Source organism: Streptomyces sp. KPB2 (genome assembly GCF_003950055.1).
Taxonomy (GTDB): domain Bacteria; phylum Actinomycetota; class Actinomycetes; order Streptomycetales; family Streptomycetaceae; genus Streptomyces; species Streptomyces salinarius.
Window position 1 is genome coordinate 2,538,699 of record NZ_CP034353.1, and the last position, 22,046, is coordinate 2,560,744.

Consider the following 22,046-nt stretch of genomic DNA (forward strand, 5'->3'; position numbering starts at 1 on the left):
CGGTGCGCCGGTGCACGCGTCCGAAGTGGTGCGCCCCCTCAGACCTCGCCGGGCCCCCGGGTGCGTGAGGGGCCGGGAGCCCGGCGGGGTCTTGCGCGGACCGCGCGGGGGGATGGGGCGCGGTCCGCGGTACGGGGGTGGTCGGTGGCCGGCCGGGGCCGCGCCGGGGATGGGGGCGCGGACGGACGGCGGGCGCGGCGGCGCCCCGGGATGGGGAGCGCTGCGCGCGGCGGTGGCCGGAGCGGGCGGGGCCCGGTGCGTGCCGGGCCCGCCCGTCAGTTGTCGTACGGGCGCTTGGCCCGCGCCTCCTTGGTGGCCTGCGCCCACCAGGTCAGCTTGTCCCAGAGGACCTTGGCCGCGGCCTCGGCGTCGGCGCCGTCGTTGAGGTGGCCCTCCGCGTCGAACTGCGCCCAGGGGCCGTGGAAGCTGACGGCGTCCCGAACGGTGACGGCGTGCAGCTCGTTGAAGATGTGGCGCAGCTGCTGGACGGCGCGCAGGCCGCCGGCGAGACCGCCGTAGCCGACGAAGCCGACCGGCTTGGCGTGCCACTCGTTCTGGGTCCAGTCCACGGCGGCCTTCAGCGAGGCCGGGAAGCTGTGGTTGTACTCCGGGGTCACGACCACGAAGCCGTCGGCGCCGTGCAGGCGGGCCGAGAAGGCGGCGAGCACCTCGGCGACCTCGGGCGAGGGCTCGTCGGTCAGAGCGGTGGGCAGGGGGAAGTCCGCCAGGTCGATCAGGTCGACCTCGACGTCGTCGCGCTGGTCGGCGGTGCCGACGAACCAGTTCGCGATCGTGGGGCCGAAGCGGCCCTTGCGTACGCTCGTCAGGATCACAGCCACACGGATGCGGTCACTCGGCATGTCAGCCCTTTCAACAACGGTCGGTCCGTCCTCCCTCACCAGAAGAACAAACCCGCATGCGGGTTTCCAAGCCGTATCGAGAAAATCGATGCGACACACCTCCGCCGGACCCGCTCAAAGGCGGGTCCGGCGGACGGGGTACGCGCGGGTCACTGGGCGGGGGCGAGTTCCTCCGCGAGCTGACGGGCCAGCTCCAGGCGCCGGATCTTCGCGGTGGCGGTGCGCGGCAGCTCGGACAGCCGGCGCTGGACGGGCTCGCCCAGGGTCGGCTGGTCGGCGACCGCGGCCCGCCAGCGCGCGGCGTCCAGCGGCTTGTCGCCGCGGGTGCAGACCACCGGCACCGGCTTCTTGTCCGGGCCCGGCACGACGACCAGCTCGGTCAGCTCGTCCAGCCGGTGGAGGACCGCGTCCTCGACCTCCAGGGTGGACTCGACGCCGGGGATCACGTCGACCTCGCGGTCGAGCAGGTGCAGGCAGCCCCACTTGGTGCGGTAGCCGACGTCTCCCCCGCGCCACCACTCGCCGCCGACGACCTGCTTGTCGAACCGCTCCTGCTCGCCGAAGTAGGTCAGGGCCCGCCCGGCGGTCGCCACGTCGATGTAACCGGGGTTCTCCTTGGTGGGGCGCTGTCCGCCGCGGGAGACCAGCCGGTACCTGGTCATGAACGGCGTGGGATAGCCCTGGCACCGGCCGTCGGCCTTCAGGGCGTTGCGGCGCCGGTAGGTGCGCGCGGCCAGCGGCCCGCACTCGCTCTGCCCGTACACCTGGAGGAAGACGGGGCTGCGGCGGTCGGAGGCGTGCAGGAACTTGTGCATGGTGCTGGGGTGGATGGCGTCGAAGGTGCTGTTGAAGTACTTGACGTTGGAGATCGGCCGGCGCGGGTCGTCCAGCATCTCCTCCCACTCCAGGAACGAGTTGGGGTGGGTCTCCAGCACGCCCGGCCGGTGCTCGGCGAGGATGTCGGCCACGTGGGCCGGGGTGGCGTCGTTCATGAACACCATCGGCATGCCGCGCGCCTGGAGCACGGCGAGACCCAGGTACATCCGCGAGTGCACGTAGGAGACGTGCATGGCGACCGTCTCGCGCTTGCGGATGAAGGAGACGACCTTGTCCTGCCAGCTGCCGCGGGCGCCCAGCGAACGCGCCGAGTGCACCACCAGCTTGGGGACGCCGGTGGTCCCGGAGGTGTGGGTCATCAGGGCGGGCTGGTCGGGGGCGAGCAGCACCGGCCGCCGCACGGGTGCGCCGGCGAGGTCGGCGAGGGCGACGGCGTCCGGGTGGGAGCCGGTCGCGGTGACGACCCGCGCGGTCAGCTCGCCCAGCGGCAGCCCCGCGAGCGTGCCGGTGAGCTTGGCCTCGTCGGTGAGCAGGGTGGGCCGCTCCAGCCGCTCCAGGAGCTTGCCCACGGTCTCCCCGTCCAGGTGCGGGGAGAGCATCGCCGGCACGGCTCCTATGCGGGCCACGGCGCACGCCAGCACGGTGATGTCGAAGCTGGAGGTCTTGTGCACGGCCACGGGTTCGCTGGGGCGCACGCCGGCCGCCCACAGCCGGTCGGCGGTGGCGGCGACCAGGTCGGCGAATTCCGAGACGGTGAACTTCCGGCCCGTGTCGGGAAAGGCGTCCATCTCGTGGTCGAGCGTGATCGGGGTGTCGCCGTACTTCTTCGCGGCCTGCTCGGACATCACCCCGAGATAGAGGAACTTCTTGCTTTTCGGAACCATAAACATCAGGACTCTTCCTCCGAGAACCGTCACATGGAACAGGAATTCCCCTCTCTAAGTTCACACGTTCGGGACGCCCCCGGAAAGAAAGGAAAGGGAAATGCGTCATCTTGTATTTCGGCCACGAAAAAGGGGCCGGACCGCGCCGGCACGGCGCGGTCCGGCCCCCGCGGGGGACCGGTGGGTCAGCCCTGGGCCAGGCCCTTCCTCAGCGCCTCGGCGACCTTCAGGGTGCGGACGGTCTGGTAGCCGACCGCGGCGAGGTTGTCGTCGGTGACGTTCTGCGCGAGATGCCCCGGGATGGCCTGGAGGCCCGACGTGGCGCTCACCCCGTAGGGGTTGCCGTTGCTCGGCGCGAGCAGGATGTCGTCGGTCACGCCGGGCGGCACGATGACGGCTCCCCAGTGGTAGAACACGTTGCTCAGCGACAGGAGGGTGGACTCCTGGCCGCCGTGCGGCGTGCCGGTCGAGGTGAACGCGGACATCGCCTTGTTCATCAGGCCGCGCCGGGCGTGCAGTTCGAAGGTCTGGTCGATGAAGTGCTTGAGCGGGCCGGCGAGCAGACCGTAGCGGCCCGGGGTGCCCCAGACCACGGCGTCCGCCCAGTCGAGGTCGTCGATGGCGGCGACGGGCACGTCCCGGCTGGCCGAGACGTGTTCCCGGTTGGCGTCGGACCACTCGGTGTAGTTCGGGGCGAGCGGCTCGTCCGTGATCTCCGCGACCCGGCGCAACCGGACCTCGGCGCCCGCCTTCTCCGCCGCCTCGGCCGCGGCGACAGCCAGCTTGTGGATGTTTCCGGTGGCCGAGTAATAGACGATGGCGACATTGGTCATGGCCGTACCGCTCCCTCTTGGATTGGGTGCTCGGGTGCCGTTGCCGGCGTTGCGCTGCCCATACTGGTGCGGGCGGCGCGGGCGCGGCCACCGGTATTCAATAGTCCGTCAGGTGACCTCCTCACCGGGGCTGCGGGGGTCTTCAGCCGTCGGCCTTCTCCACGCCGGGCGGGTTGTCGATGATGTAGCGCCACAGGCCGTCGGGGCCGCGCCGGGCCACGTCGGTGGCGGTGCCCTCGATGTGCACCCGCTCGCCGTCCGGCTTGGTGCCGTCGATGACGAAGTCACCGATCAGCAGCGCGGTGTCGTCGTAGACGTAGGAGTGGCGCAGACTGATCTCGATCGGCACGCCGAGCGCCAGGAAGCTGCTGGTCGCCGCGCGGCGGCCGTCGCCGACGACCACCTCGCCGGGCCGCAGCACCCGGACCGCCCCGGGTTCGAAGAGCCGGTCGATGGCGTTGAGGTCCTTGGCGTTGAAGGCCGCGACGAACGTGTCCGGCAGGAGGGCCGGGTCGATGACTGCCATGAGAGGGCTCCCTTCTCGCGCGGGTGCGGTCAGGCGGCGGCCACGGACGCCGAGCGGGCGGCCTTGAGCGCGGCGGCGACGTGGATGGTGCGGCGGGTCTGGTAGGCGATGGCGCCGGCGTTCTCCTCGTGGATGAAGCCGATCCGGTCGCCCGCGACGGTGCTGGCGCCGTACGGGTTCCCGTTGTTCTTCTCGTACAGCACCGGGTCGGCGGAGCCGGTGGCGACGACGACCGCGCCCCAGTGGCAGATGGCGTTGTGCAGGGCGAGGATCGCCGTCACCTGGCCGCCGTGCTCGGCGGAGCCCGAGGCGAAGGCCGAGACGGCCTTGTCGAGGAGCTTTCCGTGGATGGAGAGCGACGAGGTCGTGTTGATCCACTGCATCAACTGCGGGGCGGCGAGCCCGAAGTGGACCGGCGAGCCCAGCAGCACGGCATCGGCCCACTCCAGGTCCTCCAGGGTGGCCTCGGGGATCCCGGCGACCTCCGCGGCGTGCTCCTGGGAGCCGGGACGGCCGGTGGCGGCGATCTCGGGCACCCGGCGCAGCCGCACCTCGGCGCCCTGCTCCGCCGCCGCCGACGCGGCGGCCTGGGCGAGACGGTGGGTGGAACCGGTGGACGAGTAGTAGATGACGGCGACGTTGGTCATGGTCAGGCGCTCCCTGGGCGTACGGGTGGTGTGAGGATCGGGTGGCTGTCGGAGCCGGACGTTCGGACGACTGTCCGCATGGTGGTCCGCGGCGCGGGGGCCGGACAACGCGTCGCCGCCGAGTGCATCAGGTCGTGCGGGACCTGCGGGCGACGCCCAGGGTGGCGACGGCCAGGGCGAGCGCCAGGAACAGCGCGAGGTCGCCGAACCGGTCGAAGAGCGCGGCGATTTGGGCCCCGGCTCCGGCGCCCACGTTCAGGGTGAAGCCGTACAGGGCGATGGCGGTGGTCTGGGCGGCGGCGCCGGCCCGCGCGCCGACCGACTGGATGAGCGCGGGGCCGAGGGTGGAGAAGCCCGCCATGAAGGCGAACAGGGCGGCGCCGAGGGTCACGGCGTCGTTGCCGCCCAGGGCGGCGGCCAGCATCGCCGCGGCGGTCACCGCGAGCGCGGCCACGGCCCGGCGGGAGGCGGGGACCCGGGCCAGGGCCGGGGCGATCAGCACGGCGCCCAGCAGGGCGGGCAGGGCGCTGGCGCGCAGGGCCAGCAGGGGTGCGCCACCGCCTGCCACGTCGTCGGGCCCGTAGAGCTGGACGCCGGTGTAGGCGGCGGTGAGACTGCCCGCTCCGACGAGGATGACCAGGTACAGCGGGATCACGCGCGGGCTCAGCGCGGCCCTGAGCGGGGAGTGGCTCCGCTCCCCCGCCGGGCCGGTCTCCTGCCGCCCCTCGGGCAGCAGGACCCGCCAGGAGACGGCGGCTCCGGCGAGCAGCAGGGGTACGGTCCCCCAGAACACCCAGACCCAGCCGGCCAGGGAGGCGACGAGCTGGGCCTCGACCTGGCCGATCACCACGGTGGCGCCCATGCAGGCGGATACGACGGTGAGCGCCAGTGAGGCGCGGCGGGGTTCGAAGCGGGCGTTGAGGTAGGCGTAGGCCATGGGGATGAAGGAGCCCGCGAACAGGCCCTGGAGCGCCCGCAGGCCGACGCCGGGGACCAGCGAGCCCACCAGGGGCAGCACGGCGGTCACGACGGCCATGGCGAGGACGCTGGTGACCATCACCGTGCGCCGCCCGAAGCGGGTGGAGAGCGGGCCGCTGACGAGCGAGCCGACCGCGTGGGCGAAGGCGAACGCCGTGGTGGAGGCCGCGGCCGAGCCGGTGGACACGTTCCAGGCGTCGGCGAGCTGCGGCATGAGCGGGATGGTCACGTACATCTGGCCGACCACGAGCACGCCCATGACGGACACGGTCGCGACGGTGGCGGCGAACGGTGCGTTTCCCGACGTGGCCGAGGGCACCTCGACCACCGATGATTTCGACATACATCGATGCTGCGAGCCCGGGGGCCGGCCGGGCCAGGCGGGATACGTCAATGCATCAAGTCGCCCGCGCACATGGTTGCTTGGCGGCACGACGGAGGGCACAAACGCCGGAACCCCCGCGCCGGCGGGGGAACGTACGGCACGGGGGTCCGGTGACCGGCGCGCCCGTCGGGGGCGCGCCGGGGTCCTGCGGATCAGACCTGGGCGGTCTGCGGCTCGTCGGTCGCGGCGGTGGCACCTCCCTGGGCGACCGGCTCGGGCTGCTTGCCGGGCTTGCGCAGGCCGAGGGCGACCAGGGCGGTCAGCGCGATACCGGCCGCGGCGATGAAGACCGCGGTGCGCAGGCCGTCCGTGGTGGCGGCGCGCAGCGCCTCGCCCTGAGCACCCTCCAGGCCGGAGTTGGCGATGGCGACCAGGATGGCGAGGCCGACCGCGCCGCCGATCTGCTGGGTGGTGGACGCCCAGCCGGAGGCGATGCCCTGCTCCATCGGGTCGACACCGACCGTGGCGGCGCCGAACATCAGCGTGTAGCCGGCGCCCTGGCCGAGGCCCATGACGACCATGCCCGGGATCAGGGCGACGTAGGAGGCGTCGGTGGCCAGGGAGAAGCCGAGGACGACGGTGCCGACGAGACCCACGAGGAGGCTGGCGACCATGATGGCGCGCAGGCCGTACTTGGTGGCCAGCCGGCCGGCCGTCTGGGCGCCGATGGCGATGGCGACCATCGGGACGAGGAAGGCGAGGCCGGTCTCCAGCGCGCTGTAGCCGTGCACGCCCTGGAAGTAGACGGTCAGGAAGTACAGCAGGGTGCCGAAGGTCGCCATGTAGAAGAAGGTGACGCCGGCGCCGGTGCTGAGGTTGCGGTTGCGGAACAGGCGCAGCGGCATCAGCGGGTCGCTGCTGCGCTTCTCGATGAGCAGGAAGGCGACGAGCAGCGCCACGCCGACGAGGAAGGCGCCGACGATCTCGGCCGAGCCCCAGCCCGACTCCGGGCCCTGGACCAGGGCGAAGACGACGGAGGTGGTGCCGACCGTGGAGGTGAGCGCACCGGCCAGGTCGAAGGAGCGGCGGGAGCCGCCCAGCTGGTCACGGGCGATCAGCGGGAAGGCGACGGCGATGGCGACGGCGGCGAGCGGGACGTTGACGTAGAAGACCGACTCCCAGCCGAACGCCTCGGTGAGGACGCCGCCGAGCAGCGAGCCCAGGATCATGCCGGAGCCGCCCGCGGTGCCCCACACGGCGAAGGCGCGGTTGCGCTCCTTGCCCTCGGCGAACTTGGTGGAGACCAGGGTGAGCGTGGCCGGGAAGAGGAAGGCACCGCCGACGCCCTGCACCGCGCGGGCCGCGATCAGCACGCCCGGGTCGGTGGCCAGTCCGCCGACCAGGGAGGACACGCCGTACAGGGCGAGTCCGAGGATGAAGATGCGGCGCGGTCCGAACAGGTCGCAGGCCCGGCCGCCGAGCAGCAGGAACCCGCCGAAGGCCACCGCGTAGGCGCTGACCACCCACTGGAGGCTCTGGGCGGAGAAGCCGAGTCCGTCGCCGATCTCGGGCAGTGCGACGTAGACGATGTTGTAGTCGATGGAGATGATGAGCTGGGCGAACGCCAGCAGCGCCAGGAGGAGTCCGGTGCGCCGGCGGGGCGTCTCGGTGGCGACGCCTGTGGCCGAAGACGGCATGACTGTGCCTTTCCCTACGGGGTCCGAAGGTCGGGAGGTTCCGGAACGGGGTTCCGGGAGCGGTGCGGGATCTGTGCGGTAGGTGGTTCAGGGTCGGTCGAACCAGCGGCGTACCTGGTCCGGGGCGGCCGGGTTGGCCCGCCGTACGGTGTCGGCGAGCTCGGCGATGGAACGGTCGGCGAGCTGTCGCCGCCAGGCCAGTTCAGCGGTGGAGAAGGCCTGGGCCACGGTGCAGGTGGTGCGGTCGGCGGCCGGTCCCGTGATGGTGCCGGCCGGGCCGTGGTGGCGGATGCCCGTGCACAGGAAGGCCTGTGCCGAGCCGTCTATCGCCGTCGCCACGTCCATCAGCGTGATGCGTTCGGGTTCCCGGCCGAGGCGGAAGCCGCCGCGGGGGCCGGAGCGGGAGGCGACGATGCCGACGCGTCCCAGGGCGTTCATCTGCTTGTTGAGGTAGGCCGTGGGCAGGTCGTGGAACGCGGCCAGTCTGGCCGCCGGCACCGCCCGGTCCGGGGAGATCCAGGACAGGTTGATGCAGCAGTGCACCGCCCACTCCACGCCCTCTCTCAGCTTCATGTCCTGGACATTACGCATCCACGATGTCCGCCAGAAGGGCTCGCTCCGTTATCCGTCAAGTCGCTGCGGACGTACGTGTTTCCGCAGGTCGGAGGGGGTGTGCGGGGTGGTCGCGGCCCGTCCGCCGGGCGGGCCGCGACCGGCCGTCAGGAGCTGTGGGGCTCCGCCACCAGCGCCACCCTCAGTTCGGCCTCCAGGCGGCCGAGGTCGGCCCGGTGGCCGTGGGCGGCGATGTGCCCGTCCGGGCGCACCAGCCAGTAGCCGGCGCTGTGGCAGCCGGTGGCGAAGGCGGCCTCGCGGCGCCGCAGCTCCACCGTGCGCAGCCGCTCGCCGTAGCGGGCGGCGACGTGCCCGGCCTCGGCGCGCCAGGCGTCCGAGGCGGGCGCCAGGACCAGGGTCCAGGCCTGCGGGTCGGTGCCGGGTCCGCTGACGCCGTGCGCGAGGGCGTGGCGCCGCGGGAAGACGGCGCCCTCCTTGAGTCCGCCCGGGACGCGGCCCCGCACCCGGCAGGCGGCGAACCCGGAGGGGCGCTGGGTGTCGCGCTGCGGCGGGTAGGCCAGCCGCCGTCCGGCCATGACCGGCGTGTAGTACCGCGAGACGGCGCCGGTGCGGTCGAGCAGTTTGAACGCGGCGTCCCGGGCCGCGACCTTGGCCCGGCTGTTCGCGACCCAGGCCCGGGTCTGGAGATCGGTGTCGCGGACGATCTGCCGGGTGGCCTCCGAGCGTTCCGCGCCGTAGGTGGCGAGGAGGGAGGCGGGTGAGGTGCCGTGCACGACGGCGGCCAGCTTCCAGGCCAGGTTCTGGGCGTCCTGGAGACCGTTGTTCATGCCCTGGCCGCCGGCCGGGCTGTGCACGTGCGCGGCGTCACCGGCCAGGAAGACCCGGCCGACGGCGAAGTCGGAGGCGTGCCGGGCGTGCACCCGGAACACCGCCTGCCACACCGCCTCGGTCAGCCGCACCCCGCGCGGGCCCCGCTCGTCCACGATCTCGCGCATCATCTCCAGGGACACCTCGCGGCGGCCCTGGGGCATGACGGAGAGGAAGCGGTGGACGCCGCCCGGCATCGGTACGACCACCAGGGCCCCGCTGGGCGCCTGGTAGAAGAGGCACTCGTCGTCGGGCAGGTCGCCCTCGATCCGGGCGTCGACGAGCGCGAAGGCCATCTCGTACGTACTGCCCTGGAAGCCGATGCCGAGCTGGCCGCGGACCGCGCTGCCGGCACCGTCGGCGCCGACCACGTAGGGGGCGTGGATGCGGTCGAGGCCGCCGTCGGAGGTCTCGACGACGGCGGTGACACCGTCGCCCGAGCCGACGCCGCCCGCGAAGTCGACCCCTTCCAGGGCCAGCAGCCGCACCCCGCGCTCGACCTTGCCGCCGAGCCCGGCGAACCGCTCGGCGAGCAGCCGTTCGGTCACGTGCTGGGGCAGCACCCGGCAGGCGGTGTCCTCGCTCAGCGCGAAGGAGGCGAGCGGGGTGCGTTCGGAGAAGTAGCTGAGCCGGTCGATCCGGGCGGACTCACGGCGCACCGCGTCGGCGAGTCCGGCGTCCTCCAGGATGTCCAGGGCGCGGGGCCACACGGACAGTGCCTTGGGGGTGGTCGACGGTTCCAGGTTGCGGTCGATCACCCGCACCCGTACGCCGCGGCGCATCAGTTCCACCGCGGTCAGCAGTCCGGTCGGCCCGGCGCCGACGACGAGCACGTCGACGTCGGCGCCGGTGAGGTTCTCGCTCATCGTGCTCATTCCGTCCGCACGCCGGCGGTGACGCCCCCGGCGGGCTCCTCGGGCAGCTTGTCCAGGCTGATGCCGAAGTGGGTCCGGTACGCCTCGAACGACTCCTCCTCGCTCGCCAGCGTGTGCTTGGACCGCTCGCTCCCGGCGACCCTGCTCATCTGGGTGTTGCCCTTGAGGGTGACCAGGCCGTCGGGGGTGCGGATGGAGCAGAACAGGGCCTGGAGGAACGAGGAGTCGGGCGAGGTGCGGTACCACCACAGGGTCGGCGCGAAGTCCTCGATGCGCACCGGCCGGTCGGAGACCCGGTAGAGCGGGTTGCCGTTGAGGTACACGTCGACGGCCCCGTCTCCGGCGTCCTGGAGGCGGTACTCGCCGTGCGGGTCCTGCTGGGTCTCGCGGGAGGAAAGGTCCAGCGGGAAGCGGCTGTTGCGGCCGAAGCCGACGTCGACCAGCCAGTCGCGGCCGTCGGCCTTGACGCGCAGCGCCAGATGGCCCTGGAAGGGGCCCAGGAGCCCGCCGGGCCGGTGCACCCAGCCGGGCAGGATGTCGACCTCGTATCCGAGCGAGGTCAGCAGGAACGAGAGGGCGGGGTTGACCTCGTAGCAGCCGCCGCCGCGGTTCTTGGTGACGATCTTCTCCAGGACCCGTTCGTCCATGAAGATGTCCTCGCCCAGGTGGTAGTCGAGGTTCTCGAAGGGCACCGACAGCAGGTGTCGCTCCATCAGGTGACGGAGGCCCGCCAGGTCGGGGCGGTCGGGGCGGGTGGCGCCGATCCGGTCGAGGTACGCGTCCATGATGCCGTCCTGCATCGCCGTCTCCTCAGCAGAAGGGGGTGGTGTGGGTGTAACCGGTGGGTGCGGTGTGGGTGGGCAGGGGGTGCTGCCAGCGCAGCAGCGACAGGCCCATGGCCATGCCGCCGCCGAATGCGGCGAGCAGCACCAGGTCGCCGTCGGCCAGCCGCCCGGAGCGGGCCGCGTGGTCGAGGGTGACGGGGACCGAGGCGGATCCGGTGTTGCCGAAGTCCTCGTAGGTGAAGTGCGTGCGGCCGGCGCCGATGCCGAGCGTGGCCGACAGGTCGTCGAGCATCCGCCCGTTGGCCTGGTGCGGCACGAAGTGGTCGATGTCGGCGGGGGTGAAGCCGGCGTCGTCGACGAAGGCGCCGATGGCCGGGGTGACGACATCGGTGACGAAGTCGCGTACGCCGCGCCCGTTCATGTGGAAGTACTGGAGGCCGGCCGCCAGGGTCTCGGGGGTGGTGGGCCGGCGGCTGCCGCCGGCGGGGACCTCGATGAGGTCGCGTTCGGCGCCGAAGCCGGCCAGCCGGGAGGCCAGCAGACCGCGCCCGGGGCGGGCGGGGCCGAGGACGACCGCGCCGGCGCCGTCCCCGAAGAGGATGGCGGTGCGCCGGTCGGCCGGGTCGAGGATGCGGGAGTAGACGTCCGCGCCGATGACCAGCGCGTAGGGCGAGTCGGAACCCGCCAGCACGTGCTGGGCGGTGTTCAGGGCGAACACGAAGCCGCTGCACACCGCGTTGACGTCGAAGGCGGCGGCGCCGTGCCCGGCGCCCAGGCCGTCGGCGACGATGCTGGCGGTGGGCGGTTGCGGCTGGTCGGGCGTCGAGGTGGCGACGACGATCAGCGAGAGGTCGGCGGCGGTGATGCCGGCGGCCTCCATCGCGGCCCGCCCGGCGGCGATGGCGAGGTCCGAGGTGGCCTCGTCCGGCTTGGCCCGGCGCCTGGCGATTATCCCGGTCTTGCGCCGTATCCATTCGTCGGTGACCCCGGCCGCGGCTCCCACCTCGTCGTTGCCGACGACGTGGGAGGGCAGGCAGGAGCCCGTGCCCAGGACGGCGATGGAGCCGGACGTCCGGCCGTGCCTGGCGGTACCCGTGCTGATCATGATCGTGCCCCTTCCGTGAAGGTGTCGGGCCTCCCCGCGCAAACCGATGCTCCCGAGGGCACGGGGCCGGCGACAAAGGCCGCCGGCCGAACCCGTCAGGTCGCCGGGGAGTGCGTCAGATGGCGGCCGGTCCGGGGCGGGCGTCCGCCCCGGACCGGCCGCCGGGTGTCACGCGGCCGGCGCGAGCGGCAGGCCGGTCAGCAGTCCGCGGACCAGGCCGCCGGTGATCCCGACGCCGTTCTGGGTGAGCACGGACTCGGGGTGGAACTGCATCGACGCGAAGTGGGCGCCGCGCAGCGCGTGCACCTCCCGGCTCTCCTCGTCCCGGGCGATCTCCACCACCCCGGCCTCCGTCTCCGCCTTGTCCTCGCCGCTGGCGGCGGCGAACGTGTTGTAGAAGCCGACGCGTTCGCGCCGCCCGAACAGGTCGATGTCGCGCTGGACGCCCTGGTTGGGGAAGGGGCGCCGCACCAGATCGAGGCCGAGGCGACGGCTGAGGACCTGGTGGCTGAGACAGATCGCCAGGAAGGGGCGGCGCTCCCGCAGCAGCCGCGCGATCGCGGCGTCCAGGTGGGCGATCTTCGGGTGGGACAGGTCACGCGGGTCGCCGGGGCCGGGGCCCATGACCACCAGGTCGTGGCCGGCGACCGTGTAGGGCTCGTCGAAGCGACGGACCGTCACCTCCAGGCCCAGCGCGCCGAGTTGGTGGCCGATCATCGAGGTGAAGGTGTCCTCGGCGTCCACCACCAGGACCCGGCGGCCGGCCGAGAGCGCGGCCTGCCCGGCGGCGGGCGCCTGCGGCCGGTCGGCGAGCCAGAACCCGGCGATGGTGTCGTTGCGCCGCTCCAGCGCTCGCCGCACCTCGGGGTGGGCCGCGAACCTCGCCGCCCCCTCCCCCTCCAGCGCGGAGAGCAGACCGGCCGCCTTGGCCCGGGTCTCGGCCACCTCCGAAAGCGGGTCGGAGTGGCGTACGAGGGTGGCGCCGACGCCGATGCGGACCGTGCCGCCGCGGTCGATGTCGGCGGTGCGGATGCAGATCGCGGAGTCGAGCGCGGCACCGCCGTTCGCGTCCTGGCCCATCAGGGCGAGGACCCCGCTGTAGTAGCCGCGGCCCTCCTGCTCGTAGCGGCCGATGACGCGGCAGGCGCTCTCCAGCGGTGAGCCGGTGACGGTCGGCGCGAAGAGGGTCTCGCGGAGGATGACGCGCGGGTCGCTGGTGGTGCGGCCCTCGATGAAGTACTCGGTGTGGGCGAGGCGGGCCATCTCCTTCAGGAAGGGTCCGGTGACCCGGCCGCCGCCGGGGCAGATCCGGGCCATCATCTTCAGTTCCTCGTCCACCACCATGTACAGCTCGTCGGCCTCCTTGCGGTCGGCGAGGAAGTCCATGACCTCGGGAAGGGTGGGGCCGGAGGCGGGGTAGCGGTAGGTGCCGGAGATCGGGTTCATCACCGCGGTGCCCTCGTCCACGCTGATGTGCCGCTCGGGGGTGGCGCCGACCAGGGTGCGCTCGCCGGTGTGCACGACGAACGTCCAGTACGCGCCCTTCTCGCGCTCCAGGAGCCGCTTGAAGAAGGTCAGGGCGCTGTGCGGGGTGTAGTCGGTGATGTCGACGGTGAAGGTGCGCTTGATGACGAAGTTGGCGCCCTCGCCGGTGCCGATCTCGTCGGTGATGATGCGGCGCACGGTCTCGGCGTAGGAGTCGTCGTCCACGTCGAACCGGGCGCCGGTGGTGCGGATCGGCACGTCGGGCAGGCGTTGCAGGACGGCGGCGAGGGGGGCGGTCTCCTGCCGGGTGACGGTGAGCGCCACCAGGGGGGTGCCGTCGTCGTGCCCGGCGAAGCCGCGTTCGGCGATCTGCCGGTAGGGGACGAGGGCGAGGACCTCGTGGCGGGGCGCGCCGGGGGTGCCGGACGGCTCGTCGAGGGGGATGTCGGCCAGTGTGCCGGGGCGGGACACGTCGCCGACCAGGATGTCGAGCACGCCGGGCCCGGTGGCCTCGGGGCGGTACAGCAGGGCGAACGGCGGGGGCGTGGGGCCGAGGATCTCCTGGAGCAGATCGGACCCGTGGGCGCGCCCGGCGCGGATGCCGGTCATGCCAGGACCTCCTTGGCGGTGGTGACGACGGCGCAGCGCGCGGCGGCGTACTCGACGGCCATCCGGTGCCGGTCCTCGTCGAAGTCGGCGACGGCGTCCGCGACGAAGAACGTCTCGATGTCGTGGCTGAACGCCTCGACGGCGGTGATCAGCACCCCGACATGGGCGTAGACACCGCAGACGATGAGCTGGTCGCGCTGGTGGAAACGCATCCGGGTGAGCAGGTCGGTGTGGTGGAAGGCGCTGTAGCGCCACTTGGTCACCAGCCAGTCGCCGTCCCGGGGCGCGAGGGCGTCGACGACGGCCCGGTCGGCGGGGGCGGGGCGCATGCCCGGTCCCCAGAAGTCCTTGAGCAGACCGCGCTGGTGCGTGGTCATGCCGCCGGGCTGGGCGGTGTAGGCGACGGGGATGCCGAGGGCGGCGCAACGCTCGCGCAGCTCGGCGGCGTTGGCGACGAGCTGGCCGCGCAGCGGCTCGGGGAAGGGCTCCAGGAAGTAGCGCTGCATGTCGTGTACGAGGAGGACCGCGCGGTCGGGGTCCACGGTCCAGGGCGCCGTGTTCGCCGGCAGGTCCGGCGAGGTCGGCAGCGGGTACGACTCGATGGTCGGAAGACCGGCCATGGTGGGGAGTGTCCTTTCTCGGCAGTCCGCTCTCGGCGGTGACCGCCAGGTGCGGGTGGGTGGGCGTGGGGGAGTTCGGGAGGGGCTGAGTGCTCTGCGCGGGGGCGGGCGAGGAGTGGGGGACCCGGACGCCCGCCGCTCAGGCCGCTCCGAGGGCCGCGCCGCCGTCGACGGTCAGGGTGTGCAGGGTGATGTGGGAGGCCCGGTCCGACAGGAGGAAGGCGACGGCCTCGGCGACGTCGGCGGGGCGGGCCAGCTTGCCCAGCGGGATGCCCACCCGGAACGCTTCCAGGTTGCCGGCGAGGGTGGCGCGGGGCCCCGACTCGTCGTGCCACATCGAGCTGAGCATCGGGGTGTCGGTGGAGCCGGGGGCGACGATGTTGCACCGGACGCCGTGCCGGGCCACCTCCAGGCCGAGGCTCTTGGTGAACATCTCCGCCGCCGCCTTGGACGCGGCGTACGCGGCCATCCCCGAGCGGGGCGTGGCGGCGGCGTTGGAGGCGACGGTGACGACGGCTCCCCCGCCCCGCCGGACCATGCGGCTCACCACGGCGCGCGAGAGGTGGAAGACGCCGGTGGTGTTGACGGCGAAGGTGCTGGTCCAGTCGTCGTCGGTGAAGGCGGTCACCTCGCCGAGCCGCAGGACGCCGGCGGCGTTGACGAGCCGGTCGACGGGCCCGAGGGTCCCCTCGATCTCGTCGACGACCGCCTCCACCGCGGCGCTGTCGGTGACGTCCGCGGCGTGCGCGGTCACCGGCAGCCCGTCGGCGGCCAGTTTGGCGACCTCCTCGCCGAGCCGGCCGGCGTGCCGGTCGACGGCGGCGACCCGCAGGCCGCGTTCGGCCAGGGTGCGGACGACGGCGGCTCCGATGCCGCCCGCCGCCCCGGTGACCAGGGCCAGTCCGCTCGCGGTGTCGTCGCCGGTGTCGCCGTCGCTTGCGTGTGCGCTGTGCATGTGGTGCCTCTCCTTCGCGGTCGCAGGGGTGGTGCCGGGACATGCGGGGCGTGCGGGGCGGCTCACGCGTGCCAGGCCGAGACCACGGAGATGGCCTGGCCGACGTTGAGGCGCGGGTCGCAGAAGCTCTCGTAGGCGTCGCCGACGAGGTGGGCCGAGCGGGCGTCGGGGACGCACTCGGTGACCGCGTCCGGGGTGGTCTCCAGGTGCAGGCCGCCGGCGACGCCGCCGTGGTCGACGACCGCCCTGCGGAAGGCGGCCACCTCCCTCTCGGCGGCCTCCACGTAACGGGTCTTGAAGCCGTTGGGGGTGGTGACGGTGTTGGCGTGCAGCGGGTCGGTGAGCCAGATGACCGGATGGCCGGCCGCGCGGACCGCCTCCACCAGCGGCGGCAGCACGTCCGCGGCCTTGTCGGCGCCCATCCGGGCGATGAGGGTGAGCCGGCCCGGTTCGCACAGGGGGTCCAGGCGCCGGCACAGGTCCAGCAGCGCCTCGACGGTGGTGGTCGGACCGACCTTGCAGGACACCGGGTTGACGACACCGGCGAGCAGGGCCACGTGCGCGCCCTCGGACTGTCGGGTGCGCTCGCCGATCCAGGGCCAGTGCGTGGAGGACAGCAGCAGGCCGTCGTCCTCGCGGCGCAGCAGCGGAACCTCGTAGTCGAGCAGGAGCGCCTCGTGGCTGGTCCAGACGGTGGGGTCGACGCGGCCCTCGGGGCCGGTCCCCCGCCAGCCGAGGTGGCCCATGATGTCGTCGGCCGCCATGTAACCGGTCAGCAGGCGCAGCGGGTCGGGGCGGCGGCCCTCGGGGGTGGGTTCCGGGTCGTTGACCATGTGGCCGCGGTAGACGGGCAGTTCCCGCTCGCCGATCCGTTCGGTGTTCTGCGAGCGGGGTTTGGTGAACTGTCCGGCGATGCGACCGACCCGGATCACCGGCTTGCTGGTGATCAGCTTCAGCGCCCCGGCGAGCAGGTCGAGCACGGCCGCCTTGCGGGCGACGTGTCCGGCGGTGCACTCCAGGGGGTCCTCGGCGCAGTCCCCGGCCTGCACGACGAGTGCCTCGCCGGCGGCGACCTGGGCCAGGGAGCGGCGCAGGGAGCGTACGTCCTCGGCGCGGACCAGGGCGGGGCGGCCCGCCAGGTCGGTGCGCACCCGGCGCACCTGGGCCGGGTCGTCCCACTCGGGCTGCTGCGGGGCGATCTTCAGTTCGATGTCGACTAGGGAGTCGTCCACAGATGTCTCCTGACAGGGACGGTGGGCGGCACGGCACGGGCCGCGTTCGGACATGGGTGGGTAGGGCGTCGGCGGTGCGGAGAGGGTGGCGGTGGTAGAGGGGCCGACGGGGGCTCGCGGGGCCGACGGGGTCGGCGCGGGGCCCGCCGGGAGGGGGCGGACGGGGTCGGTGGGCCGACGGGTCAGGGGGCCGGTGACCAGCCCACCGTGTCCCAGAAGCCGAGCTGCGCGAGTTTCGGGGTGCGGGTGACCTCCACGACGCCGGGGCCGCCGAGGACGAGCGTGCTGGGCTCGTCGGGCGTGTACGCGGGCCAGTCGGCGGTGTTGGGGGTGTGCGGCACCGAGGTGCGGGCGAACGCGGCGACGAGGTCCACGAACACGTCGGAGAGCAGCCGCTGCACGGGCCCGTCCCCGAACACCTCGGCGAACTGCGGGAGCCGGTGGGTGCCGAACAGGAAGGGCGAGGTCGCCTCGTGCGGGGTGCCGAAGTGCGGCGGCAGCGCCGGGTGGGCGAACTCCATCATGTACAGCGGGCTCGAACCCCGGCGGGCGTGCCGGTCGGCGAAGCGGACGATCTGGTGGCGGAAGAAGGCGTCGCCCCAGATCTCCGTCCATAGCGACCGGGGGTCGCCGGGCAGCCCGGCGTCCCGTGCGGCCGCCCGGTAGGCGGCGGCGCAGGCGCGGGCGAGGCCGTCGTCGGCGTCGGGGACCGCCAGCCGCAGCACCTGCCGCACCGCGCCGACCAGTGCGGCGTCGTCCCGGGGGCAGGGCTGCGGATACGGGGAGCCGGGCCCGGTGTAGAACGAGCCCTCGGTGCTGGTGTGGACGGAGAGCACGGGCATGTCGGGGGTGGGCAGGAGGTGGTCGGGGGCCGGCATGGTGCGGCCGTCGACGACCGGCCCGCGGTACCACCGTCCGCTGGCGACCACCCGGTCCTGCGGCGGGGGCGCGAACAGGGCCTCCCAGGCGTCCGTGAGCGCCGCGACGGGCACCTCGCGCAGCCCGGCCACGGTGGTGCCGAGCCGGCGGGCCACGGTGGCGTAGGCGGTACGGGAGTCCTCGGCGGTCAGCGCGGTGCCGGGCGCGGTGACGTGGCTGGGGCTGACGCAGACCAGGCGCCGGATCAGGCCGCGCACCGCGGGCAGCAGGGAGAGCTGCCAGGCGGCGGCGCCGCCCGCGGAGGTGCCGCACACGGTGATGTTCCCGGGGTCGCCGCCAAAGGCCGCGGCGTTGTCGTGGACCCAGCGCAGCAGCGCCACCTGGTCCTGGAGCCCCCAGTTGGCGGCGTGGCCGGTGGTGGGGTCGGTCAGCTCCTCGTGGAGGCCGAACCCCAGGACGCCGAGCCGGTAGTTGAAGGTGACCACGACGAGGTCCCCGCGTTCGGCGAGCCGGGTGCCGTCGTAGGCGGGCATGCTGCCGGCGCCGGCCTGCCAGCCGCCGCCGTGGACGTACACCAGGACGGGCCGGGAGCCGGTCGTCGCGGGGGTGAAGACGTTGGCGTGGAGCGAGTCCTCGCTGCCGGGCGGCACGGGCCGGTTGGGAATGGCGGGCTGGTGGGAGACGGGACCGAAGCGGACCGCCTCCCGGACGCCGGACCAGGGCACCGGCGGGCGCGGGGAGGCGAAACGCAGGGGGCCGACCGGGGGCCGCGCGTAGGGCACGCCGCGGAAGGCGGTGACGCCGGCGGCGCGTTCTCCGGCCACCGGTCCGCCCGTGGTGCGCACCACGACCCGGGAGCCGGTGGCGGCGCGGGGGCGGGGCGGACTCGGGACGACGGCGGGGGCGCCTCGCCGTTCTCGGGCGGCCTGCGGCTGGCTGGCCATGGTGGGCTCCTAGGCACTCGGAGGACTGGTCCGCCGATCGTGTGCCGCCGGTTCCGGGGTCGCCAAAGAGGGCCCGCGCAATACGTCAGCTGCCGAACAGAGTCCGTCAGCTCCCGGGCCGGGCCGGCCGGGGAGCTGACGGAGGGGGTGCGAGGGCGGCTGACAGCCGCCGCTGCCGCCTCTACACTCCGCGCCCGTCCCGCGGGCGCGGTGCGCTCACGCGGACACCTTCGCGGGAGGCGCGGCGGGGCCGTCCGTGCCCGAGAGGACGGCTACCGCGTGCGCGGCGGAGGCGAGGGTGGCGTGGCGGTGCCAGCCGTTGAAGGAGCGGCCGGAGAAGTCCTTGATGCCGACCCGCTCGGCGATGTCGGCGAAGTCCCGGTCGACGCGGCGGGTCAGCCGGCTCAGCCGGAGCAGCTGGGCGGGGTGCAGGTCGGTCAGGTCGGTCAGCCAGAGTTCGGCGGGCCAGCGCCCGCCGCTCTCGCCGACGCCGAGCAGCACCAGCTCCCGGCACCAGGACGGGCGGCGGCCGGCGCGCCGGGGCAGCCGCACCCGGACGGCGGCGGTCAGCGCGGCGTGCGCGGCGCCCCGGCCGTCGGGGCGGCGCTGGATGACCGGCTGCCGCAACGGCCGGGCCATCTGCATGAGCTGATGTGCCGTCAGCTCCGTCTCGGCGACGGAGCGGGGCAGTCCGGGGTCCGTCGCGGAGAGCCGCAGGTTGGCGCTGACCCGCAACAGCAGCGGCGCGCCGGCCGCCTGGAGGCGGCGCACCGTGCTGGGTACGTCGGACTCGCGGGCGTCCATGACCACCGGACGCACCGGCAGGCCCCAGTCGCGGGTGATGCAGAGGTAGGCCTCGACGCCGCACTGGTCCATGGTCTCGGGCACGGCGCTCTCCGGGATGGAGGCCTGCCGGCGCCGGGTCTCGTCGTCCAGCCAGGTCTCGGGCAGGTAGAGCCGCCAGTTGACGGGGGTGCTGTGCTCCTCGGAGACGGCCCAGACGCCCACCGCGTGCTGGGCGTTCATCATCTGGCCCCGGCCGGGGTCGAAGCGGCGGTCCACACCGACCGAGCTGTCGCCCGCCTTGGGGATGACCATCGGCCGCAGTACGTAGGCGCGGGCCGGGGACAGCTCCTCCAGGTGCCGGGCGAGGGCGCGGCGGACGGGACCCCAGTCCCAGGTCGAGCCGCTGATGAAGTGGTGCAGGCTCTGTTCGGCCGCCTCGCCGCCGAACAGCGACGAGATGTTCCGTATGGACTTGCGGCCCTGTACGCCGAGCAGTCCCTGGACGTACTCCATGCCGCGGCGCCGCTGGTCGCTGCGGGGGAGGGACTCGAAGACCACTCCGACCAGCTCCTCCAGCACGCCGTCCCGGGCCGTCGCACGCGCCGGACCGGTCGGCTCCATGCCCCTGGCGCGCTCCTGCAATCTCGTCTGCATCACGTCCCCCATCGCCGTTCGGTCGACCGGTCCCGGCGATCCGGCCGCGGTCCGTGTCTGTGCGGTTGACTCCTGCGTGGCGGTGGTCCGCGGGCCGGTGGGCCGCGGTCCTGCTGCCGGGTAGGAGCCTCCGGCGACCCGTCCAAGGCGAGGCCAAGGCCCGGGAAACGCGCAGGCGGGAGGGGAGGGCGCGGGGACGGCGCGTGCGGGGGGAGTGGGGACGGCGCGCGCGGGAGCGGGCGGGGCGGGGCCGGGCGGGGAACCCGCCGGGCACGGGTCAACGCCGAGCCGGGCGCCCGGGGGGCGGCGCACTGGCGGGGGCGGTGCGCGGACGGGGGCGGTGCGCGGACGGGTCAGGTGCGGTGCGCGGATCGGGCAGGGGCGGGGCCGGCCGGTGCCTAGGTTGGCTCGCGGAGATGGTGTCGGTACGTCCGCTCACCGCGGCGGGAGGGTTCGTGTCCCGTCGCGATGGGCGGACCTCGATGTGGAGGCCGTATGTCCTGCTTCGACCCCCGGTTCGCCTCGCGCCCCGGGTACGCGCGCGTGTTCCGCCCCGGCGGGCTGACGCTGGGCCTGTTCTTCCCGATGGAGTCCTACGACGGTCCGGTGCCCCGGATGGACGTCAACGAGCAGAGCGCCCGCGCCCTCCAGGCGGAACGCGCCGGCTTCGCGGCGCTGTGGGTGCGGGACATCCCGCTGCTGGACCCGTCGTTCGGCGACGCCGGCCAGTTGTACGACCCGTGGGTGTGGCTCTCCCACATCGCCGCGCGTACCACCCGGATCGCGCTCGCCACCGGCTCCACGGTGCTGCCGCTGCGCAACCCCATCGATACGGCGAAGTCGGCCGCGTCGGTGGACCTGCTCAGCGGCGGCCGGCTGGTGCTGGGCGCGGCGACCGGGGACCGGGGGGTGGAGTTCCCCGCGTACGGGCTCGACCGGGACGACAGCCCGGAGCTGTTCCGCACCGCGGTGACCACGCTGCGCCGGCTGTGGTCGGAGGACTTCCCGGCCGTCGACTCGCGGTACGGGACGCTGCGGGACGCCGGGGTGCTGCCCAAGCCGGACGGCGGGCGCATCCCGCTGCTGGTGACGGGGCACAGCCGGCAGAGCATGCCGTGGATCGCCGAGCACGCCGACGGCTGGCTGATGTATCCGCGTCCGCTGATCCAGCAGCGCCGGACCACGGCGATGTGGCAGAAGGCGGTGGCGGAGGCGGGCGGCGCGGCCAAGCCCTTCTCCCAGTCCCTCTACCTCGACCTGGTCGAGCGCGCGGACGCCCGGCCGAGCGCCATTCATCTCGGCTACCGCACCGGCCGACGCTACCTCCGCACCCACCTGGAGGGGCTGCGCGAGGCGGGCGTGCACCACGTCGTCCTCAACCTGAAGTACGGCCGCCGGCCCGCCGACGAAGTGGTCCAGGAACTCGCGGAGTACATCCTGCCGCACTTCCCCGCGCACGAGCGGGCGGCGATGGCCTCCGCGGCCTGACGACGGCGGACGCCGAGAGGGCCCGGGTCGCCCCGGGCCCTCTCGGCGTGTCTGGGCCGGACACGGTGCGGTCCGGTCAGGCCGCCGGGAGTTCCTCGGCCGGGTCGCCCCCGCCGCCGGGTGCCCCGCAATGGCGGCAGGCCGCCGGGTGGGCCGCGAAGCCGTCGCCGGTCCGGCGGTGGGGCGTCCCGTGCGCCGGGGGCGGCGGGGTCAACTCCAGCTCCACGCCGGCCGGCACCATCAGCCAGCGGGCCGGTATCCCTTCGTGTTCGTCGAGCGGCATGCCGCCTCCTCGGTCTGGGCCGCACCGGTCCGGCTGCTCCGCCCGGCACCGCCTCACCGCCAGCGTCGACGGGCCCGGTCCAGCCCGGGTGAAGGCCCGACCAACGCATGACGTCAACACGCGAGCCCGTACCGACGCGCCCCGACCGGGACAGCCCCGTACCGGGGGCCCGCCCCGCCGGATACCGACCGCCGCCGGTCCCGCACGGAGGACGGGCGAAGTCGCCTTCCGGGAGGGCACCGGCCCGAGAGAAGCCCACCGGGACCGCGTCGCCCCACCGGGTACCGGCCGACGCCGGTCCCGCACGAACGACCGGCTA

19 protein-coding genes are annotated in these 22,046 nt (G+C 73.8%); 1 reads left to right on the forward strand and 18 read right to left on the reverse strand.

The features are described from left to right. Nucleotides 1-275 precede the first annotated feature (275 nt). The 17 genes from D1J63_RS10880 to D1J63_RS10960 all read right to left on the reverse strand — a co-directional run bounded on the left by D1J63_RS10880 (nucleotide 276) and on the right by D1J63_RS10960 (nucleotide 19,956). Nucleotides 276-833 (reverse strand): NAD(P)H-dependent oxidoreductase, encoded by a 558-nt coding sequence (locus D1J63_RS10880; RefSeq protein WP_318023158.1) that lies wholly within the window; start codon nucleotides 831-833, stop codon nucleotides 276-278. Nucleotides 834-1,009: 176 nt separating this feature from the next. After that, nucleotides 1,010-2,587 carry a class I adenylate-forming enzyme family protein gene (locus D1J63_RS10885; RefSeq protein ID WP_206210503.1) on the reverse strand — a complete coding sequence of 526 codons (1,578 nt, stop codon included), beginning with the start codon at nucleotides 2,585-2,587 and terminating at the stop codon, nucleotides 1,010-1,012. 179 nt (nucleotides 2,588-2,766) lie between these two features. Further along, the gene (locus tag D1J63_RS10890; RefSeq protein WP_125628736.1) at nucleotides 2,767-3,414 is read right to left on the reverse strand and encodes an NAD(P)H-dependent oxidoreductase; all 648 of its coding nucleotides are present in this window, start codon (nucleotides 3,412-3,414) and stop codon (nucleotides 2,767-2,769) included. 142 nt (nucleotides 3,415-3,556) lie between these two features. Further along, on the reverse strand, nucleotides 3,557-3,940 hold the full coding sequence (locus D1J63_RS10895; protein ID WP_125628737.1) for a DUF4440 domain-containing protein: 384 nt from the start codon (nucleotides 3,938-3,940) through the stop codon (nucleotides 3,557-3,559). Nucleotides 3,941-3,969: 29 nt separating this feature from the next. After that, the gene (locus tag D1J63_RS10900) at nucleotides 3,970-4,587 is read right to left on the reverse strand and encodes an NAD(P)H-dependent oxidoreductase (protein ID WP_125628738.1); all 618 of its coding nucleotides are present in this window, start codon (nucleotides 4,585-4,587) and stop codon (nucleotides 3,970-3,972) included. Nucleotides 4,588-4,714: 127 nt separating this feature from the next. Further along, nucleotides 4,715-5,908, reverse strand: a complete 1,194-nt coding sequence (locus D1J63_RS10905; RefSeq protein WP_125628739.1) for an MFS transporter — start codon at nucleotides 5,906-5,908, stop codon at nucleotides 4,715-4,717. Nucleotides 5,909-6,102: 194 nt separating this feature from the next. Continuing rightward, on the reverse strand, nucleotides 6,103-7,587 hold the full coding sequence (locus D1J63_RS10910; protein ID WP_125628740.1) for an MFS transporter: 1,485 nt from the start codon (nucleotides 7,585-7,587) through the stop codon (nucleotides 6,103-6,105). Between the two features lie 87 nt (nucleotides 7,588-7,674). After that, a complete protein-coding gene (locus D1J63_RS10915) occupies nucleotides 7,675-8,160 on the reverse strand; it encodes an Rrf2 family transcriptional regulator (RefSeq protein ID WP_233645640.1) in 486 nt (161 codons plus the stop codon). Nucleotides 8,161-8,306: 146 nt separating this feature from the next. Beyond that, nucleotides 8,307-9,893, reverse strand: a complete 1,587-nt coding sequence (locus tag D1J63_RS10920) for an FAD-dependent oxidoreductase (RefSeq protein ID WP_125628741.1) — start codon at nucleotides 9,891-9,893, stop codon at nucleotides 8,307-8,309. A gap of 5 nt (nucleotides 9,894-9,898) precedes the next feature. After that, nucleotides 9,899-10,702, reverse strand: coding sequence for an arylamine N-acetyltransferase (locus D1J63_RS10925; protein WP_125628742.1), 804 nt, complete (start codon nucleotides 10,700-10,702; stop codon nucleotides 9,899-9,901). A 10-nt stretch (nucleotides 10,703-10,712) separates the two neighbouring features. Next, complete coding sequence (locus D1J63_RS10930; protein ID WP_125628743.1) at nucleotides 10,713-11,792, reverse strand: ketoacyl-ACP synthase III; 1,080 nt, start codon at nucleotides 11,790-11,792, stop codon at nucleotides 10,713-10,715. A gap of 168 nt (nucleotides 11,793-11,960) precedes the next feature. Then, entirely contained in the window at nucleotides 11,961-13,886 is a 1,926-nt protein-coding gene (locus D1J63_RS10935; protein ID WP_125628744.1) for an anthranilate synthase family protein, read from the reverse strand. Further along, complete coding sequence (locus D1J63_RS10940; protein WP_125628745.1) at nucleotides 13,883-14,506, reverse strand: isochorismatase family protein; 624 nt, start codon at nucleotides 14,504-14,506, stop codon at nucleotides 13,883-13,885. The genes D1J63_RS10935 and D1J63_RS10940 overlap by 4 nt, the downstream gene beginning before the upstream one ends. A gap of 139 nt (nucleotides 14,507-14,645) precedes the next feature. Further along, nucleotides 14,646-15,461, reverse strand: coding sequence for a 2,3-dihydro-2,3-dihydroxybenzoate dehydrogenase (locus D1J63_RS10945; protein WP_125628746.1), 816 nt, complete (start codon nucleotides 15,459-15,461; stop codon nucleotides 14,646-14,648). A 62-nt stretch (nucleotides 15,462-15,523) separates the two neighbouring features. Continuing rightward, nucleotides 15,524-16,693: a 3-deoxy-7-phosphoheptulonate synthase gene (locus D1J63_RS10950; protein WP_125628747.1), complete on the reverse strand. Its 1,170-nt coding sequence runs from the start codon at nucleotides 16,691-16,693 to the stop codon at nucleotides 15,524-15,526. A gap of 182 nt (nucleotides 16,694-16,875) precedes the next feature. Next, complete coding sequence (locus D1J63_RS10955) at nucleotides 16,876-18,516, reverse strand: carboxylesterase family protein (RefSeq protein WP_125628748.1); 1,641 nt, start codon at nucleotides 18,514-18,516, stop codon at nucleotides 16,876-16,878. A 216-nt stretch (nucleotides 18,517-18,732) separates the two neighbouring features. Further along, nucleotides 18,733-19,956, reverse strand: a complete 1,224-nt coding sequence (locus D1J63_RS10960) for a transposase (RefSeq protein WP_232250744.1) — start codon at nucleotides 19,954-19,956, stop codon at nucleotides 18,733-18,735. A 495-nt stretch (nucleotides 19,957-20,451) separates the two neighbouring features. Here D1J63_RS10960 and D1J63_RS10970 point away from each other — a divergent pair, with 495 nt between their 5' ends. Continuing rightward, a complete protein-coding gene (locus D1J63_RS10970; RefSeq protein ID WP_125628749.1) occupies nucleotides 20,452-21,444 on the forward strand; it encodes an LLM class oxidoreductase in 993 nt (330 codons plus the stop codon). A 76-nt stretch (nucleotides 21,445-21,520) separates the two neighbouring features. Here the strand turns inward: D1J63_RS10970 and D1J63_RS10975 are convergent, their stop codons facing one another. Then, nucleotides 21,521-21,727, reverse strand: coding sequence for a hypothetical protein (locus D1J63_RS10975; RefSeq protein ID WP_125628750.1), 207 nt, complete (start codon nucleotides 21,725-21,727; stop codon nucleotides 21,521-21,523). Nucleotides 21,728-22,046 lie beyond the last annotated feature (319 nt).

Coding starts and splice junctions, on each gene's coding strand:
- D1J63_RS10910 (WP_125628740.1), bottom strand. CDS start 7,587: ATGCCGTCTTCGGCCACAGGCGTCGCCACCGAGACGCCCCGCCGGCGC.
- D1J63_RS10930 (WP_125628743.1), bottom strand. CDS start 11,792: ATGATCAGCACGGGTACCGCCAGGCACGGCCGGACGTCCGGCTCCATC.
- D1J63_RS10925 (WP_125628742.1), bottom strand. CDS start 10,702: ATGCAGGACGGCATCATGGACGCGTACCTCGACCGGATCGGCGCCACC.
- D1J63_RS10935 (WP_125628744.1), bottom strand. CDS start 13,886: ATGACCGGCATCCGCGCCGGGCGCGCCCACGGGTCCGATCTGCTCCAG.
- D1J63_RS10945 (WP_125628746.1), bottom strand. CDS start 15,461: ATGCACAGCGCACACGCAAGCGACGGCGACACCGGCGACGACACCGCG.
- D1J63_RS10970 (WP_125628749.1), top strand. CDS start 20,452: ATGTCCTGCTTCGACCCCCGGTTCGCCTCGCGCCCCGGGTACGCGCGC.
- D1J63_RS10900 (WP_125628738.1), bottom strand. CDS start 4,587: ATGACCAACGTCGCCGTCATCTACTACTCGTCCACCGGTTCCACCCAC.
- D1J63_RS10955 (WP_125628748.1), bottom strand. CDS start 18,516: ATGGCCAGCCAGCCGCAGGCCGCCCGAGAACGGCGAGGCGCCCCCGCC.
- D1J63_RS10915 (WP_233645640.1), bottom strand. CDS start 8,160: ATGAAGCTGAGAGAGGGCGTGGAGTGGGCGGTGCACTGCTGCATCAAC.
- D1J63_RS10905 (WP_125628739.1), bottom strand. CDS start 5,908: ATGTCGAAATCATCGGTGGTCGAGGTGCCCTCGGCCACGTCGGGAAAC.
- D1J63_RS10920 (WP_125628741.1), bottom strand. CDS start 9,893: ATGAGCGAGAACCTCACCGGCGCCGACGTCGACGTGCTCGTCGTCGGC.
- D1J63_RS10960 (WP_232250744.1), bottom strand. CDS start 19,956: ATGCAGACGAGATTGCAGGAGCGCGCCAGGGGCATGGAGCCGACCGGT.
- D1J63_RS10975 (WP_125628750.1), bottom strand. CDS start 21,727: ATGCCGCTCGACGAACACGAAGGGATACCGGCCCGCTGGCTGATGGTG.
- D1J63_RS10890 (WP_125628736.1), bottom strand. CDS start 3,414: ATGACCAATGTCGCCATCGTCTATTACTCGGCCACCGGAAACATCCAC.
- D1J63_RS10885 (WP_206210503.1), bottom strand. CDS start 2,587: ATGTTTATGGTTCCGAAAAGCAAGAAGTTCCTCTATCTCGGGGTGATG.
- D1J63_RS10940 (WP_125628745.1), bottom strand. CDS start 14,506: ATGGCCGGTCTTCCGACCATCGAGTCGTACCCGCTGCCGACCTCGCCG.
- D1J63_RS10895 (WP_125628737.1), bottom strand. CDS start 3,940: ATGGCAGTCATCGACCCGGCCCTCCTGCCGGACACGTTCGTCGCGGCC.